Source organism: Saccharibacillus brassicae (assembly GCF_006542275.1).
Classification (GTDB): domain Bacteria; phylum Bacillota; class Bacilli; order Paenibacillales; family Paenibacillaceae; genus Saccharibacillus; species Saccharibacillus brassicae.
On the sequence record NZ_CP041217.1, the window covers coordinates 5,392,291 to 5,408,616 of the forward strand.

The 16,326-nt window shown below is 56.1% G+C and carries 13 protein-coding genes; 4 read left to right on the plus strand and 9 right to left on the minus strand.

Annotated elements, in window-relative coordinates; translation table 11 throughout:
- Nucleotides 1-14: 14 nt before the first annotated feature.
- The gene (locus tag FFV09_RS22535; protein WP_246098418.1) at nucleotides 15-1,190 is read right to left on the minus strand and encodes an MFS transporter; all 1,176 of its coding nucleotides are present in this window, start codon (nucleotides 1,188-1,190) and stop codon (nucleotides 15-17) included.
- 191 nt (nucleotides 1,191-1,381) lie between these two features.
- On the opposite strand from FFV09_RS22535, the gene FFV09_RS22540 reads away from it, so the two are divergent.
- A complete protein-coding gene (locus tag FFV09_RS22540) occupies nucleotides 1,382-2,242 on the plus strand; it encodes a helix-turn-helix transcriptional regulator (protein ID WP_141450593.1) in 861 nt (286 codons plus the stop codon).
- A 62-nt stretch (nucleotides 2,243-2,304) separates the two neighbouring features.
- Nucleotides 2,305-3,069, plus strand: coding sequence for an HAD family hydrolase (locus FFV09_RS22545; RefSeq protein ID WP_141449934.1), 765 nt, complete (start codon nucleotides 2,305-2,307; stop codon nucleotides 3,067-3,069).
- Nucleotides 3,070-3,094: 25 nt separating this feature from the next.
- On the opposite strand, the gene FFV09_RS22550 is transcribed toward FFV09_RS22545, so the two are convergent.
- From FFV09_RS22550 to pdhA, 8 genes are all read right to left on the minus strand, one after another.
- Nucleotides 3,095-5,386 carry a DNA topoisomerase III gene (locus FFV09_RS22550; RefSeq protein WP_141449935.1) on the minus strand — a complete coding sequence of 764 codons (2,292 nt, stop codon included), beginning with the start codon at nucleotides 5,384-5,386 and terminating at the stop codon, nucleotides 3,095-3,097.
- Between the two features lie 384 nt (nucleotides 5,387-5,770).
- The gene (locus tag FFV09_RS22555) at nucleotides 5,771-7,258 is read right to left on the minus strand and encodes a glutamate synthase subunit beta (protein ID WP_141449936.1); all 1,488 of its coding nucleotides are present in this window, start codon (nucleotides 7,256-7,258) and stop codon (nucleotides 5,771-5,773) included.
- Between the two features lie 117 nt (nucleotides 7,259-7,375).
- On the minus strand, nucleotides 7,376-7,879 hold the full coding sequence (locus FFV09_RS22560) for a dihydrofolate reductase (protein WP_141449937.1): 504 nt from the start codon (nucleotides 7,877-7,879) through the stop codon (nucleotides 7,376-7,378).
- 9 nt (nucleotides 7,880-7,888) lie between these two features.
- On the minus strand, nucleotides 7,889-8,683 hold the full coding sequence (locus tag FFV09_RS22565; RefSeq protein ID WP_141449938.1) for a thymidylate synthase: 795 nt from the start codon (nucleotides 8,681-8,683) through the stop codon (nucleotides 7,889-7,891).
- Between the two features lie 315 nt (nucleotides 8,684-8,998).
- Nucleotides 8,999-10,423, minus strand: coding sequence for a dihydrolipoyl dehydrogenase (gene lpdA / locus FFV09_RS22570; RefSeq protein ID WP_141449939.1), 1,425 nt, complete (start codon nucleotides 10,421-10,423; stop codon nucleotides 8,999-9,001).
- A gap of 3 nt (nucleotides 10,424-10,426) precedes the next feature.
- The gene (locus FFV09_RS22575; protein ID WP_141449940.1) at nucleotides 10,427-12,124 is read right to left on the minus strand and encodes a 2-oxo acid dehydrogenase subunit E2; all 1,698 of its coding nucleotides are present in this window, start codon (nucleotides 12,122-12,124) and stop codon (nucleotides 10,427-10,429) included.
- 30 nt (nucleotides 12,125-12,154) lie between these two features.
- Nucleotides 12,155-13,132: an alpha-ketoacid dehydrogenase subunit beta gene (locus FFV09_RS22580; RefSeq protein WP_141449941.1), complete on the minus strand. Its 978-nt coding sequence runs from the start codon at nucleotides 13,130-13,132 to the stop codon at nucleotides 12,155-12,157.
- A 125-nt stretch (nucleotides 13,133-13,257) separates the two neighbouring features.
- Nucleotides 13,258-14,325 carry a pyruvate dehydrogenase (acetyl-transferring) E1 component subunit alpha gene (pdhA, locus tag FFV09_RS22585; RefSeq protein WP_141449942.1) on the minus strand — a complete coding sequence of 356 codons (1,068 nt, stop codon included), beginning with the start codon at nucleotides 14,323-14,325 and terminating at the stop codon, nucleotides 13,258-13,260.
- Nucleotides 14,326-14,601: 276 nt separating this feature from the next.
- Here pdhA and FFV09_RS22590 point away from each other — a divergent pair, with 276 nt between their 5' ends.
- Nucleotides 14,602-15,327, plus strand: a complete 726-nt coding sequence (locus FFV09_RS22590) for an alpha/beta hydrolase (protein WP_141449943.1) — start codon at nucleotides 14,602-14,604, stop codon at nucleotides 15,325-15,327.
- Nucleotides 15,328-15,547: 220 nt separating this feature from the next.
- Nucleotides 15,548-16,189 (plus strand): thiamine diphosphokinase, encoded by a 642-nt coding sequence (locus FFV09_RS22595; RefSeq protein ID WP_141449944.1) that lies wholly within the window; start codon nucleotides 15,548-15,550, stop codon nucleotides 16,187-16,189.
- The last annotated feature ends 137 nt before the right edge of the window (nucleotides 16,190-16,326 follow it).

Sequence of the window (16,326 nt, forward strand, 5' to 3'; positions counted from 1 at the left end):
TGCTTATTGCCACGTCAGGCCGGCTTTTTCTCGATATTTTCCGGCTTCTTTCCTCTGAAAAAGAACCCGAGTGCGCCGAACAGCATATAGACGCAGCCCATGATCCAGAACAACAGAAACGGGGAAGCGTGCTGCATGCCGTAACCGCCGATACCGGGGCCGGCCATACTGCCGATACTGAAATGGAACGAAGCGACGACGTTGGCCGACGGGATCAGCCCTTTGGGCAGCAGGTCGGCCGCATAGGCCATGCCGAGCGAGTAGAACGAGCCGACCAAACCGCCGGCGGTCAGGAACAAGGCGATATTGGCCCAGAGGTTCGTTCCGGCCAGCGGAACGAGTGCGAACAGCAGGCCGCCGCAGATACCGGCCCCGATCAGGATCGGACGCCGCCCGAACCGGTCGCTGAGCATGCCGAGCGGAAGCTGCAGGATCAGTCCGCCGATACCGATGCAGAGCAGCAGCAGCGCGATGTCTTCTTTGGGCAGGCCGAGGCGCAGCCCGTAGACCGGGAAGTTGCCGTTCAGCGAAGCTTCCATATAGCCGTACAGGAAAGCGGGAATAAGCGCGAACCACGCATAACGGTAAATACGCGGGAACCGCGCAAATCCCGTCGAATGCTGCGCTTCGCGTTCCGGACGGTATTCCGGCAGAAACCGGACGACGAACACCAGCACGAGCAGGAACAGCAGCGCCAGGCCGACGAACGGCACGTAATCGCCGTAATCGACCAGCCCGATGCCGAGAGGCCCGATGCTGAATCCGATCCCGTACGACATGCCGTACAGCGACAGATTGCGCCCGCGCTTCTCCGGCGGCGTGACGAGCAGCACCCACAGCTGCGCCACATAGTTGAGCGCGCTGTCGCCGGCTCCGACGATCAGGCGCAGCACGAACCAGATGCCGATGCCCGGAATGAGCGGAAACAGCGGCAGGGCGATCATGACCATGAGCAGGCCGCCGATCAGCAGTTTTTTGAAGCCGACGACGCCGACGAGCCGCTCCGCGATCAACGTCATCGCGAACGAGCCGATATAGAGCGCCGCCGAATTCAGTCCGTTGACCGAAGCGGACACCCCCTGTTCTTCAAGCAAAATGGACAGCAGCGGAAGCAGCATGCCCTGGCTCAGCCCCGCCATAACGACGACGCCGAGCAGGATGTAATAGGAAAAAGCGGAACGCGGAGACAATAGGATCTTCCTTTCGTAAGCGGCACGTCCAAGCGACTGCCGCGACCTCACTTAGTAGTGGACAAGTTCAAGCGAAAACATACATAATAGGTTCAAAAGGCAAGGCGACGTTCGGCCTAGGAGGTTATCGTTTGAACAATTATGAAATCAAGATCGACGTATCCGGGATTTACGAACTTCTCGGCAGTTTTATGGTGCATATTACGAAGAAATGGCTGCCCAACCTTGATATCGGTTCCGGCTGGTCCGAAGAAGCGGAAGCCGGCATGCCGCCCGAGATGCGGCAGCGGTTCGTCGAAGCGGCCGGCTGGCCTTTTCTCGATTTCGACGCGCTGTACGCTCTCGTGATCGAACGCGAAGCGGGCGAAGACATCCCCCTTTTCCTCGACCGCCTGCTTGCCGAACCGGCGGAACGGCTGCTTCAGCGGATCGCGCCGCAGCTGCCTTCGCTGACGCACGGCGACATGTCCCGCATCCAGCGCGACTACACGCCTCTGCTCAAGTCATGGTATACTTATTACTTCAAGGGCATTCAGGATTCCGTCCTGCCGCTGATCGAAGAAGACGCGGCGGAGAAGCGCGAACTGCTGCTCAAGATGGATGCCAGCGCCCTGGTCGAGTACGCGTCGGGCGGCCTCGTCGTCGAGACGCCGCTGGATTTGAAGACGGTCATCTTGTTCCCGACCGTGCACAACCGGCCGATGAACACGTACTGCTTTTACCAGAACGTGCTGCTGATCCAATATCCGGTCGACGTGCCGGAACCCGAAGAGAGCGAGCCGCCGACCGTGCTGCTGCGCATGACGCGGGCGCTCGCCGTGCCGGACCGGCTCAAGATGCTGCGTTACGTCGCCGATCAGCCGCGTTCCCTGCTTGAAATGGAGCGCGACCTGAAGCAGCCCGCCGAAGCGCTGAAGCATCATATGGTGCTGCTGCGGACCGCCGGTCTGCTGCGCACGCATATCGGCGAACAATCGAACGAAAAATTTAGTATACGTCCCGACGGGGCGTCGGAACTGCAAATGTTTCTGGAATCGTATCTTCGCCTTTAATCGAATTCTCTGAATCATGAACGACCGACCCCCGCCCGGATTTTCGAAGGAGTGACTATCCCGTGACGGGTACCTGCCAACAACATTTGATTTTCGACCTGGACGACACGCTCGTCTACTGCAACAAATATTTTGACCAGATTCTGGATGCCTTTTTCGACCGGATGCTGGATTGGTTCGGCAAGTACGGCGTGACCGTCGAACAGGTCCGCTCCAAGCAGCTGGAGATCGATATCGCCGGCGTGCACGTGGTCGGCTTCGCCAGCCATCATTTTCCGGAATCGCTGATCGCGACCTACCGGCATTTCTCGGCCGCGCATCACCGGATCGGCAGCGATGCCGAAGAAGCGGGCCTCGTGAAGCTCGGCCTCAGCGTATACGACCAGGAAGTCGAGCCGTACCCGGGCATGGTCGAGACGCTGGAGCGGCTGCGCGGCGAAGGGCACGCCCTGTATCTGTACACGGGCGGCGAAGACCGGATCCAGCAGCGCAAAATCGACCAGATGAAGCTGGGCACGTATTTCGGCTCCGACATCTTTATCCGCCAGCACAAAAACGTGCAGGCGCTCGAAGGCATCCTGCGCGCCAAATCGCTTCCGCGCCCGTCGACCTGGATGATCGGCAATTCGCTGCGGACCGATATCGCGCCCGCGCTCAGCGCCGACATCAACGCCGTCTATCTCAAGCAGGAACGCGAATGGGCCTACAATCTGATCGAGTTGGGCGAATCTTCCACCGGCTCGCTGCATACGGTAGCCAGGCTGCCGGAAGTGCCCGAGCTGATCAGCCGTGCCGCTCGCGCATCCGTTCAAAAACGGACCCTCTGAAGGGTCCGTTTTTTTACGTCCGCATTTACGAGCCCCGCTTGGCCTGCTCCGGCTTGTCCGGTTTGCCTCCGCGGTCGGCGAATAAAAAGTCGAGCTTTTGCTGTTCCCTGTTCCAGGCAAGCGCCGCGTCGAACGTTTTTTCGCCTTTTTTGAATCCTTTGAGCATCAGCGTCTCCCCTTTGTCGAGCAGCCGTTTGACCTGGGTCTCCGAGATCGCTTTGCCGAGAATTTTTTTGGAAAACGTAAACGTGCAGGACGGATAGCCCGTGCAGCCGTAGAAGTTCTTTTTGTCGACGACCGGTTTGCCGCAGATCGGGCACGCGCCAAGCTCCGCCGCCCCGCCGCGATCCTCGCGTCCGGCGTTCGATCCGCCGCGGTTCCCCGCGCTTTTCCCGTAGGCCGGACGTTCTTCGTTTTTGGGCAGTTCGACGGTGAACGTCCAGTCTTTCTCGGCCGCGACCGCGTCGGACACGATCTTCTGGGCGAGCCGCTGCGCTTGTTCCATAAAAGCTTTGGGCGACTCCTGCCCCCGTCCGATCTCGCCGAGCCGCTGCTCCCACTTCGCCGTCATTTCGGCCGAAGCCAGCACGCTTTGGCCGAGCGCTTCGATCAGCACCGTGCCTTTGTTCGTCGCGTACACCATATTTTTGCGGACGTCGATATACTGGCGGTCTTTGAGTCCGCCGATAATGCCCGCACGCGTCGCTTCGGTGCCCAACCCTTCGGTACGCTGCAATACTTTTTCCAACTCCGCATTGTCCAGATGCTTGCCGGCCGTCTTCATCAAAGTGATGAGCTGTCCTTCGGTATAACGCTTCGGCGGTTGGGTCTTGCCTTCTTTGACCTGGACGTCCGCCACCGTGCCGGCATCGCCTTTTTGGACGGGCGGCAGCACGGACAGATCTTCGTCGTCTTCTTCTTTGTCGCTTTTATCGTCTTCCCGGCTGCTTTTCGCTTTCTTTTTCGCCGCGTTGTCGTACAGCACTTTGCGCCAACCTTCCTGCACGATCACTTTGCCTTTCGTCATAAACGGATCGCACCCGTCTACCATCGTCACGAGATTCGTGTAGTCGATGATCGCTTTCTCTTCGTGCGCGGCGATCAGACGCTTGGCGATCAGCAGGTACAAGTTAAGGTTCATGCCCTGAAGCTTGCCCGGCTGCGGTACCTGCTCGGTCGGAATGATCGCGTAGTGATCCCCGACTTTGGAAGCATTTACGTAGCGTTTGTTGCCGATCAGTGTCGATTTGGGTGCCGGCAGGAAAATTTTGAGTTCATTGAAGCTTTGCAGTTTATTCAAAATGTCCGGAAACTGCTTCGCTTCCTCGTCCGTCACGTACGACGAATCCGAACGCGGGTACGAAATGTAGCCGTCCAGATACAACTGCTGCAAAGCGCTCAGCGTATCCTGCGGCGAATATTTGAAAATCTGGTTGGCCGACGCCTGCAGCGACGACAGGGAAAACAGCTGCGGCGGCTGAAACTCTTTGCGCTCCGTCTCGATCGATTCGACGACGGCGTCTTTGCCTGCGCAGCGCGCCCGAATCTCTTCGGCTTCTTCCGGCGTTTTCAGACGCGTCTCTTCGCCTTTGAACCAGGTGCCTTCATACTCCGCCCCGCCGATCGCGAAACGGGCTTTGACTTCCCAGAACGGTTCCGGCTTGAAGTGGGCAATCTCTTTCTCCCGGTTGACGATCAGCGCAAGGGTCGGGCTCTGCACCCGTCCCGTCGAGAACACGCCCTGCACGCCGCGCCGCTGGAACAGCAGGGAGTAGACCCGGGAGCCGTTCATGCCGACAAGCCAATCCGCGCACGAGCGGCTGACCGCTTCGTAATACAGATTGCGCGTCTCGCTCTCGTCTTTGAGATTGGCAAATCCCTGCTCGACCGCGCGCGGCGTCAGCGAAGAAATCCACAGCCGCTTCATCGGCTTTTTGACTCCGCTGAGCTGGATGACGATGCGGACGATATATTCGCCTTCCCGCCCGGCATCGCTCGCGATAATGATTCCGTTCACTTCCGGACGCTTGAGCAGTTCCTGCAGCAGATTAAACTGCTTGGCTTTGGACGGGGTGATGCGATGTTTGAATTTGCCCGGCAAAATCGGCAGGCTGTTCAGGCTCCACCGCTTGTACGCCGGATCGTATTCTTCCGGGGGAACAAGCTCGCAAATATGCCCGACCGCCCAACTGACATAAGCCCCGTCCGGAAAAGTCGGGCATTTCTCGATTTGGATATAGCCCTGTGTTTTTTTGTGCTTGAACGGCGCCGCCAGCTTGGCTCCCTGATCGGGTTTTTCCGCAATAATTAGCAGCAAATTGATCTCCTCCTGTGGAATAAGCAAGCAAAAAGCCGAGAGCTGTCCTCCCGGCCGGCCTGGCCCCGTTTATTGCGTACGTTCGAACCGCTATCCGAATCCTCATTTTAGCATGCAGATTCGTTTTTCGCTACCGCCTTGAAAAGAGAACAAAATGGCTGAATCGTCTATAGAGTTAGGTATGTGTTAGTTAAAATAACTTGTATGCAAAAAAAGAAAATAACGAATAGATTTTTCGCTTTATGTGTAATATAATATGACAAAAGGTTGCTGAATGACATGAAAAAGGGCCGTACCGGTGTACGACCCTTTCATTTCCCGCTAATTGGAACAGAGTAGATCTGCTTGGTCACTCTGTCCGCGGCCGCTCCTGCTGCCAAGCGATTAGACGAGAACCGTGGCTCCCATCAGGAACTTGTCCACTTCGCGAGCCGCTTCGCGGCCTTCGTTGATCGCCCAGACGACGAGGCTTTGTCCGCGGCGCATATCGCCTGCGGCAAACACTTTGTCGGAATTCGTTTTGTATTCGCCGTATTTGGCTTTGACGTTCGTCCAGCGGTCCGTTTGCAGGCCGAGCTGATTCGCCAGCGTCTGCTCCGGTCCGTCGAAGCCGATCGCGATCAGCGCCATTTGAGCCGGGAACACTTTCTCGGTTCCTTCGATCGGTGCGTAGATTTTGCGGCCGTTTTCGTCGACGATCCGCTGAATTTGCACCGTATGCAGTTCTTTGAGATTGCCTTCGTCGTCGCCGACGAACTTCGTCGTCATGATCGAGAACTCGCGCGGATCGTCGCCGAAGATCGCTTTCGCTTCTTCCTGCGCATAATCGAGCGTGTACACGTTCGGGAACTGCGGCCACGGGTTGGCCAGAATGTCGCGTTCCAGCGGCGCTTTGTTGTGCGTGCCGAACTGGGTAATGCTGCTGCAGCCGTGACGCAGCGAAGTCGCCACGCAGTCGGAACCGGTGTCGCCGCCGCCGATGACGATCACGTCTTTGCCCGCCGCCGAAATGTATTCGCCGTTTTCCAGATTGGAATCAAGGTAACTTTTGATCGTTCCGTTCAGGAAGTCCATCGCGTACGTCACGCCTTTGAGATGGCTGCCTTCGATGTTGAATTCACGCGGTTTCGTTGCACCGCCGCAAAGTACGACGGCGTCGAATTCGTCCGTCAGCTGCTGCGCCGGAATGTCTTTGCCGATTTCCGTCGACGTAATGAACGTGATGCCTTCGGCCGCCAGCAGGTCGACGCGGCGCTGCACGATGTCCTTTTCGAGCTTCATGGACGGAATGCCGTACGTCAGCAGGCCGCCGATGCGGTCGGAACGCTCGTAGACGGTCACGGAATGTCCCGCTTTGTTCAGCTGCGCCGCGCAGGCCAGGCCCGCAGGTCCCGAGCCGACAACAGCAATCTTTTTGCCGGTGCGGTGTTTGGGCGGTTCGGGCTGTACCCAACCTTCCGCAAACCCTTTTTCGATAATCGCTTCTTCGATGCTCTTGATCGTAACCGGCTGGCCGATCAAGCCGACGGTACAAGAACCTTCGCACGGAGCCGGACAGATGCGGCCGGTAAATTCCGGGAAGTTATTCGTTTTATGCAGACGGTCGAGTGCCTCTCTCCACAATCCCCGATAGACCAGGTTGTTCCACTCCGGAATCAGGTTGTGCACCGGGCAGCCGGAAGTGCCGCCGCTCATGTTCACGCCCACGTGGCAGTACGGCGTTCCGCAGTCCATGCAGCGCGCTCCCTGCGTACGCAGTTCTTCTTCCGACATATGTTTATGGAATTCTTCCCAATCTTTGATGCGTTCAAGCGGATTGCGATCCGTTGGCAGCTGACGCTTATATTCCATAAATCCAGTAGGTGTAGACATCGAACGTTTCCCCCATCCGCATAAGTTCTTGATTTTTGTTCTCTATTCTATCACAAGCGATATATTTCAACCATAATATCATTTTTCGTTCGTCATTTGAAATAGATTATACGGAAATTAATTTGCATTTTGTGTAGAACGTTCGTAAATCTCAAAAACGTAACGGTACGTGTTCTTCTCGTCCTGCACGCCTTCTTCCGTGTGCACGAGCGTCCAGCCCGACCAGTCTAGCTCCGGAAAATGCGTGTCCCCTGCAAAAGCTTCATGTACCCGCGTCACGCGCAGCCGATCGGCCAGCGGCAGGAACAGCTCGTACACCTGCGACCCGCCGATGATCATCACTTCTTCCCCATCTGCGGCAGAGAGCGCTTCTTCGGCCGTATGCACAACCTGCGCCCCTTCCGCGGCATAAGAAACATCGCGCGTCAGCACGAGGTTCGGACGATCTTTGAGCGGTCTGGAACCGAACGACTCCCACGTTTTGCGTCCCATCACTACCGGCTTGCCCAGCGTTTCGCGTTTGAAATAAGCCATATCGGCCGGCAGGCGCCACGGAAGCGTGTTATCCCGACCGATCAGCCCGTTCTCGTCCTGGGCCCAAATAAGCGTAATTGTCGGCATAAGGCCCTCCTAGATCGCAATCGGCGCTTTGATGCCCGGCTGCGGATCATAATTTTCGAACACGAAATCTTCGTAGCGGTAATCGAAAATGGAATCCGGCTTGCGCACTATGCGCAGCTGCGGCAGCTCGCCCGGTTGTCGCTGCAGCTGCGTACGGACCTGCTCGATATGGTTGGAGTAAATATGCACGTCGCCGCCCGACCAGACGAACTCGCCGACTTCAAGGCCGCACTGCTGCGCGATCATATGGGTGAGCAGCGCATAGCTCGCAATGTTGAACGGCAGGCCGAGGAACGTATCGACGGAACGCATCGTCAGCATGCAGGAGAGCTTGCCGTCCGCCACGTAGAACTGGAACAGCAGATGGCACGGAGGAAGCTTCATATTGTCGATCTCGGCCACATTCCAGGCGCTTACGATATGGCGGCGGGAATCGGGATTGTGCTTGATCGAATGGATCACCTGCGAGATCTGGTCGATCTTCCGGCCGTCCGGCGTCTCCCAGGCGCGCCACTGCGAACCGTATACCGGTCCCAGCTCGCCGTTCTCGTCGGCCCATTCGTTCCAGATCCGCACCCCGTTTTCCTGCAAATAGCCGACGTTCGTATCGCCTTTGAGGAACCACAGCAGTTCGTGTACGATCGACTTCAGATGCAGTTTTTTCGTTGTCAGCAGCGGAAAACCTTCCGTCAGGTCGAACCGCAGCTGGCGGCCGAATACCGACACCGTGCCGGTCCCTGTCCGGTCTCCTTTTTCCGTCCCGTGATCCAAAATATCCTGCAGCAAATCCAAATATTTACGCAAAAAAAGCCACCTCTGTTCCAGGGCATTCGTTCTCTTCTCGCGAGAAACCGCCCTTATTCGTCGTTCTTATTTTGTAAAGCCGAAAGCAAATGCTCGTTCGTCTAGTTTATCACGTCCGCCGCAAAAAAGAATAGGCCCCGCGAGGATGAAAAAACCGAATTCACCGGTAAATTTCATCTTTTTTCGACAAAGAAATTTAAGGCGCACATGAAAAAGCGGACGCCTGTAGGCGCCCGCTTTGCTTGGGCAAAATTCGGGGAGTCCGAGTAAAACGGGAATTCCGAACTTTGCTTTTATGAATTCATACTTTTGAAATTAGCGTTTTTTAGGAGCGATTGCGTGGATCGGGTTACCCAAAACCAGCTCGGCCGCTTCCATCACGATTTCGCCCAGTGTCGGGTGAGCGTGGATAGTCAGGGCCAAATCTTCCAGGGTTGCGCCCATTTCGACGGCGAGACCCATTTCGGCGATCATGTTCGTCGCTTCCAGACCGACGATTTGGCTGCCCAATACGACGCCGGTGCTTTCTTCGGCTACGATTTTCACGAAGCCTTCCGGATGGTTCAGCGATACGGCACGGCCGTTGCCGCCGTAGCTGAATTTACCTGCCACGACGTTGAAGCCTTTTTCTTTGGCTTCTTTTTCGGTCAGGCCGACGCTGGAGCATTCCGGATCCGTGAAGACCACGGCAGGCATGCACTTGTAATCGACGACAGCCGGATGTCCGGCAATCGCTTCGGCAGCCACTTTACCTTCGTACGAAGCTTTATGTGCCAGCGCGAGGCCAGGCACGATATCGCCGATTGCGAAGATATGCGGAATGCTGGTACGGCCTTGTTGGTCGACTTTGATCAGGCCGCGCTCGTCGAGCTCAACGCCGATCATGTCCAGACCCAGTTCGCCGTCGGTGTTTGGACGACGTCCAACCGTTACGAGCAGGTAGTCAGCCGTGATTTCCTGGCTTTCTCCGCCTACCGAGAATTTCACGGTTACGTCTTTGTCCGTTTGCGTTGCGCTTTCGGCTTTGGCATTCGCGTGAATCTCGATGCCGTTTTTCTTCATGGTTTTCGACACGAGGTTCGTCATGTCTTTGTCAAAACCAGGCAGAACCGTGTCCAGACCTTCGATGATCGTCACTTTCGTGCCGAACTTCGCGTACATCTGGCCCAGCTCGGCACCGATATAGCCGCCGCCGATGACGATAAGGCTTTTCGGAATCTCAGGCAGGTTCAGCGCTTCGGTCGACGACAGGATGCGTCCGCCGAACGGGAAAGGCTTCAATTCGATCGGACGGGAACCCGTCGCGATGATGCAGTTCTTAAAACGGTAGCGCGGCGATTCGTGATCGTTGAATACGCGTGCTTCGTTTTCGTTGATGAACATGCATTCGCCGTTGAAGACTTCAACGTTGTTGCCTTTGAGCAGTCCGCTTACGCCGTTCGTCATTTTCTTGACGACGCCGTTTTTGAACTCTTGGGTTTTGGCGAAATCGACTTTAACGTCGCTTGCCGTAATGCCGAAAGCTTCGCCGTGCTGCGCGTTTTCGAAGCTGTGCGCAGCCGAGATCAGAGCTTTGGAAGGAATACAACCGCGGTTGAGGCAGACACCGCCGAGTTCGGCTTTGTCCACGATCAGAACCTGTTGTCCCAGTTGAGCGGCGCGGATGGCGGCTACATAGCCGCCGGGTCCGGCACCGATTACCAATGTGTCAATATCCAGGGAAGCGTCTCCTACTACCATTGTTTATACCTCCATTACCATCAGCTCGGGATTAGCGAGCAGGGATTTAAGATAGTTCATGCAATTTTGTGCAGTAGCGCCGTCGATCAGACGGTGGTCGAAGCTCAGGGACAGAGCCATCATCGGAGCGGCTACGATTTCGCCGTTTCTTACGATAGCTTTTTCGCTGATGCGGCCCGTACCGAGGATTGCCACTTCCGGATAGTTAATGATCGGCGTGAAGAACATGCCGCCTGCGGAACCGATATTCGTGATGGAGATCGTGCTGCCTCTCATCTCGTTCGGAGCAAGCTTGCCGTCGCGGCCGCGTTTGGCCAGATCGCTGATCGATTCCGCGATCTTGAACACGCTTTTGCGGTCGGCGTCTTTGACGACCGGTACGATCAGACCGTTTTCGGTGTCTGTCGCGATGCCGATGTCATAGTGCTTTTTGTAGACGATTTCGTTGGCCGCTTCGTCGATCGAAGCGTTCAGAGCCGGGAATTCGCGTACAGCGGCAACCAGAGCCTTGACGATGAACGGCAGGTAAGTGACTTTGATGCCTTTCTTCTCGGCCAGCGGTTTCATGCGGGTACGGAAAGCGACCAGTTCGGTTACGTCGACTTCGTCCATGATCGTAACGTGCGGAGCCGTGTAAGCCGATTTGACCATCGCGTTCGAGATGGCTTTGCGGATGCCTTTGAACGGTACGCGCTCTTCGTCGGCAGCGGATGCCGATGCTGCAGGCGCGGATGCCGCTTTTGCCGGAGCTTCCGATTTTGCGGCAGCCGGAGCTTCGGTCGAAGCGGCAGCCGGAGCGGCTTCTGCTGCGGCTGGAGCTTGTCCGCCGTTTTTCTTGAAGTTCTCGACGTCTTCACGCGAGATTTTGCCGTTCTTGCCTGTGCCTTGAACCTGGCTCAGATCGACGCTTTCTTCGCGGGCGAACTTGCGTACGCTTGGCGTTGCAAGCACTTCGCGGCTCGATGCTGCTGCAGGAGCGGCAACCGGGGAAGTTGCGGTCGGAGCGTTCGCTTCGGCGGCCGGAGCCGATTCTTCGATCATTTCCGAACCTTCCGGCATTTCGCCTTCAACGGCGATGATCGCCACGATGTCGCCAACGTGGTGAACTTCTCCGTCCGCTACGCGAACTTCGAGTACGGTGCCGTTTACCGGACAAGGTACTTCGACGACCGCTTTGTCGTTTTGCACTTCCATGATGATGTCGTCATCGGTAACTTTGTCTCCGACTTTGATATGCATTTTGACGATTTCGCCTTCATGCAGGCCTTCGCCGAGTTCCGGGAACTTGTAGGCGAATTTGTTGCTTGCCGAACCTTGCGAAGAAGAAGCTTGCGATTCCGACGGATCGGCTGTCGCCGGCGAAGACTTCGTATCCACGCCGCCTACCGCAGCGTTGGATTCTTGAGCCGCGTCCGCTTGCGGACCCGGTGCCGTTTCTTCGTCGTTATGCGGCAGTTCGCCTTCGGCTTCGATGATCGCGATCACGTCGCCCACATGGTGAACTTCTCCGTCCGCTGCGCGAACTTCGAGTACCGTGCCGTTTACCGGGCAAGGCACTTCGACAACCGCTTTATCGTTTTGCACTTCCATGATAATGTCGTCGTCGGTGACTTTGTCTCCGGCTTTGATGTGCATTTTGACGATTTCGCCTTCGTGCAGGCCTTCGCCGAGTTCTGGGAATTTATATTCGAATTTTGCCACGTTGCACTACCTCCTTCTGGATATTACTAATTAAAATTCAAGAACTTTCTTCACGTTCGTGATGATACGCTCAGGAGTCGGCAGCCATGCATCCTCGATTTGCGCGAAAGCGTAAACCGTATCCGGAGGAGTCACGCGCAGTACAGGAGCTTCCAGGTGAAGAATGGCTTTTTCGTTGATTTGAGCGATGACTTCAGCCGCGATGCCGGCAGATTTCTGAGCTTCCTGAACGACGATGGCACGGTTCGTTTTCTTGACCGAAGTCACGATCGTGTCGATGTCGAGCGGGTTCAGGGTGCGCAGGTCGATGACTTCGGCGTGGATGCCTTCTTTTTCCAGCTGCTCGGCAGCTTTGACGGAAGTGTGTACGCACATGCCGTAAGTCAGGATCGTTACGTCCGAACCTTCGCGAACGATGTTCGCTTTGCCCAGTTCAACCGTGTATTCGCCTTCCGGCACTTCGGAACGGAAAGCGTGGTACAGGTTCAAGTGTTCCATGAAGAAGACCGGATCGTTATCGCGGATCGCGGAGATCAGCAGGCCTTTTGCGTCGTAAGGGTTGGAAGGCACGACCACTTTGATGCCCGGGCTTTGAACGAGCAGGCCTTCAAGCGCGTCGGTGTGAAGTTCTGCCGCTTTTACGCCGCCGCCGAAAGGCGTACGGAATACGATCGGCGAGTTGTAACGGCCGCCCGAACGGTAACGCATGCGCGCCGCTTGAACGATCATTTGGTCGAGAGCTTCGAAGATGAAGCCGACGAATTGGATTTCGGCGATCGGGCGGAAGCCCTGAACGCCCAGACCGACAGCCATGCCGCCGATCGCGGATTCGGCCAGCGGCGTATCGAATACGCGCTCCTCGCCGAATTCTTTTTGCAGCCCTTCCGTTACACGGAATACGCCGCCTACGTTACCCACGTCTTCACCGAAGATGAGCACGTTCGGGTCGCGCTTGAGTTCCACGCGCATTGCGTCGCGAATTGCTTCTTTCATGTTCATTTGTGCCATTGCTACATTTCCTCCTTAACGTTACGTTCGCTGGAATCTTGCTCTATAAAAAGTTCACACTTATATGCGCAGGTAAAAGGTTCGGCAGAGCGCCATAGGGGCCGCTCCGACCGGAACCGATTCTTTTACTGGAAGTCCGCTTTTTGCTCTTCCAGGTGTTTAGGGGTATGTTCGAACATCGAATCGATCAGGCCGGAAACGGTCATTTTCTCCGTTTTCTCCGCCTTCTTGATTTGCTCGGCTACGGTTTCTTTGGCTTCCGCTCTTACGCGTTCCGTATCGTCGGCTGTCCAAAGTCCTTTTTTCTCCAGGTATTTCGCGAAACGGGTCAACGGATCTTTTTCGCTCCATTGTCCTTCTTCTTCTTTCGTCCGGTACTTGGAAGTATCGTCGGAAAGGGAGTGCGGCTTGAAGCGGTAAGTGACGGCTTCGATCAGCGTCGCGCCTTCACCGTTGCGACCGCGCTCGGCTGCGTCTTGAACCGATTTGATAACGGCCAGAACGTCCATGCCGTCGATTTTTACGCCTTTGATGCCGGCTGCAACCGCTTTGTGGGCGATCGACAGGGCAGCGGTTTGCTTCGCGAACGGAGTGGTGATCGCGTAGCCGTTGTTTTGCACGAAGAAGATAACAGGCAGTTTGTAGACGCCCGCGTAGTTCAGGCCTTCGTAGAAGTCGCCTTCCGACGAACCGCCGTCACCCGTGTAAGTGATCGCGACCTGCTTTTGCTTTTTGAGCTTGAAGCCCATTGCGATACCCATTGCGTGCAGGATCTGCGCGCCGATGATGATTTGCGGCATCAGAACGTTTACGCCTTCCGGAATCTGTCCGCCGTGCTGGTGACCGCGGGAGTACAGGAATGCTTGGTACAGCGGAAGTCCATGCCATACGAGCTGCGGGATGTCACGGTAGCCCGGGCAGACGAAATCTTCTTTTTCCAGAGCGAATTCGCTGCCGACCATCGTCGCTTCCTGACCGGATACCGGTGCGTAGAAACCGAGGCGGCCTTGACGGCCCAGGTTGATTGCGCGCTCGTCCCAAGTACGGGTAAATACCATGCGACGCATAACTTCTTTTAATTGATCGTCGGTCAGAACCGGCATCAATGCTTCGTTAACAATTTCGCCATCCGGCGACAGAACGGAAAGAGCCTCGACTTCTTCCGTATACACTTCATAAGGAACCTTGCTCATTGTTTTCACCTCAATAAAAAATTTGAATATCTTGGCCCTCTGTTATATCATTATTATACACCTGTTCCATAGCGGAGTCAAAGAAATTAACCATATTTATTCATTAATTTCTGTGATTGTATATATAACAGGAATACAAGATTAGTATAACAAGAAAGCTAATTCGAACGTTTCACGTCTTAGCGTCCGCACAGTCACAATCTTACCGCATTCCGGACCGCCATGTAAAGCGCATGCAAAATGCGCACCCATACCGAACCCAAGGAGCGATTTCCCATGACCGATTCCCGTTATCTCAAACGTACGATTGTGAAAGAAGTCATTGCCAGCGCCTTTCTGAACGAAGACCGGGCGCTGCGCATCTACCTTCCTCCCGGTTACAATGAAGTACTCAGCTATCCGGTCGTGTACTGCCAGGACGGCGAAGAGTTTTTCAATTTCGGCCGTATCGCGACCTATGCCAATCAGCTCATTCTCGACGAAGGCGTGGAACCGTTCATCGTCGTCGGCATCGAAGTGGACGTCAAGACGCGCACGGCCGAATACGCGCCGTTCGGCGACCGGCACGAAGCCTACGTCAACTGCATCATGCGGGAGATCATTCCGTTCGTCGAGCAGAAATACCGCGTTCGCGGCGACGACCGTATCCTGGCCGGCGATTCGCTCGGCGGTTCGATGTCGCTGCATCTGTCGCTGTTATACCCGGGCGAGTTCCCGCGCATCATCAGCCTCTCGGGCGCCTACTACGAAGAGTCCCAGGACATCATTGCCCGCGAGGAAGATCTGGGATGGTTGGACACGTACATGATCGTCGGCCTGCAGGAAAATGAATACAAAACCGATCACGGCACATTCGATTTCGTCGACCTTAACCGCCGAACGCGCGACCTGCTGCTGGACCGTGGAGCGAAGGTGCATTATATGGAAAAGGAAGGCAAACATCTGTGGGGATTTTGGCAAAAAGAACTGCCGGACGCACTCCTCTATTTCTTAACCCGATAAGCGCTCTCCAACGCGCTTATTTTTGACAATGCTGCAAACGCCTTCAAAACTTTTTTGCGAAACGCAACCCTTGCGGCGGCCGACTCTCCGACCTTGAAACGACGGCCGCCTTCGAAGTTCGTTGTACGCTTCGCCCTGTGTCCGCTATACTGGATATCAGCACAGCAAGCCTGCTTGTTTCGACAAAAGTACCGAACCCGAAAGGAGGAGAAACTGCGTCATGAACGACACACGCGTCATTATCGTATCCGGCGGATTGTGGACCGACGACTATCTGGATTATATCCGCCCCGGCGACCTGCTCATCGGAGCCGACCGCGGCGCTCTCATGCTGATCGAACGCGGGCTTCGCCCGGATATCGCGGTAGGCGATTTCGATTCGGTCTCGCCCGAAGACGCGGAGCGCATCCGCGTGCTCAGCGGACGGATCGACACCTGCGACCCGGTCGACAAAAATTATACGGACACGGAACTCGCTTTCGAGCTGGCGTTGAACGAGCGGCCGTCGGAGATCGTCATGCTCGGCGTGACGGGCGGACGGATGGACCATACGCTGGCCAACGTGCAGCTGCTTATTCGCGCGCTGCGCCGGCAGGTAGTCTGCACGATCCGCGACCGCAACAACTATATTCAGCTGACCGGCAGCCAACTGGTCGTCGAAGACCGCGGATTTACATACGTGTCCCTCATTCCCGCCACGATGGAAGTGAGCGGGGTTACGCTGGAAGGTTTCGAGTATCCGCTCGAGAACGCGACGCTTCGCCAGGGGCAATCGTTGTCCGTCAGCAACAAGCTGTCGGGCCCCTCGGGCACCGTCTCGATCGAAAGCGGATTGTTATTGGTCATTCAGAGCCGGGATTGAGTCCGTATGCAGCCATCGGTTGCATCCGTGCCTGCTCCATGCCCGCCGCGGCCGCCTACGCCGTTCAAACGCGCAAATTCCCCCGCCGCCCGGCGGCGAGGGAATTTGCGCGTTTTTTTAACTCCGAAAATCATCCG

Excerpts from the sequence above, each read along its gene's own strand:
- FFV09_RS22540 (WP_141450593.1), top strand. The coding sequence starts at position 1,382 with ATGGTGCATATTACGAAGAAATGGCTGCCCAACCTTGATATCGGTTCC.
- FFV09_RS22555 (WP_141449936.1), bottom strand. The coding sequence starts at position 7,258 with ATGTCTACACCTACTGGATTTATGGAATATAAGCGTCAGCTGCCAACG.
- FFV09_RS22560 (WP_141449937.1), bottom strand. The coding sequence starts at position 7,879 with ATGCCGACAATTACGCTTATTTGGGCCCAGGACGAGAACGGGCTGATC.
- lpdA (WP_141449939.1), bottom strand. The coding sequence starts at position 10,423 with ATGGTAGTAGGAGACGCTTCCCTGGATATTGACACATTGGTAATCGGT.
- FFV09_RS22580 (WP_141449941.1), bottom strand. The coding sequence starts at position 13,132 with ATGGCACAAATGAACATGAAAGAAGCAATTCGCGACGCAATGCGCGTG.
- pdhA (WP_141449942.1), bottom strand. The coding sequence starts at position 14,325 with ATGAGCAAGGTTCCTTATGAAGTGTATACGGAAGAAGTCGAGGCTCTT.
- FFV09_RS22590 (WP_141449943.1), top strand. The coding sequence starts at position 14,602 with ATGACCGATTCCCGTTATCTCAAACGTACGATTGTGAAAGAAGTCATT.
- FFV09_RS22595 (WP_141449944.1), top strand. The coding sequence starts at position 15,548 with ATGAACGACACACGCGTCATTATCGTATCCGGCGGATTGTGGACCGAC.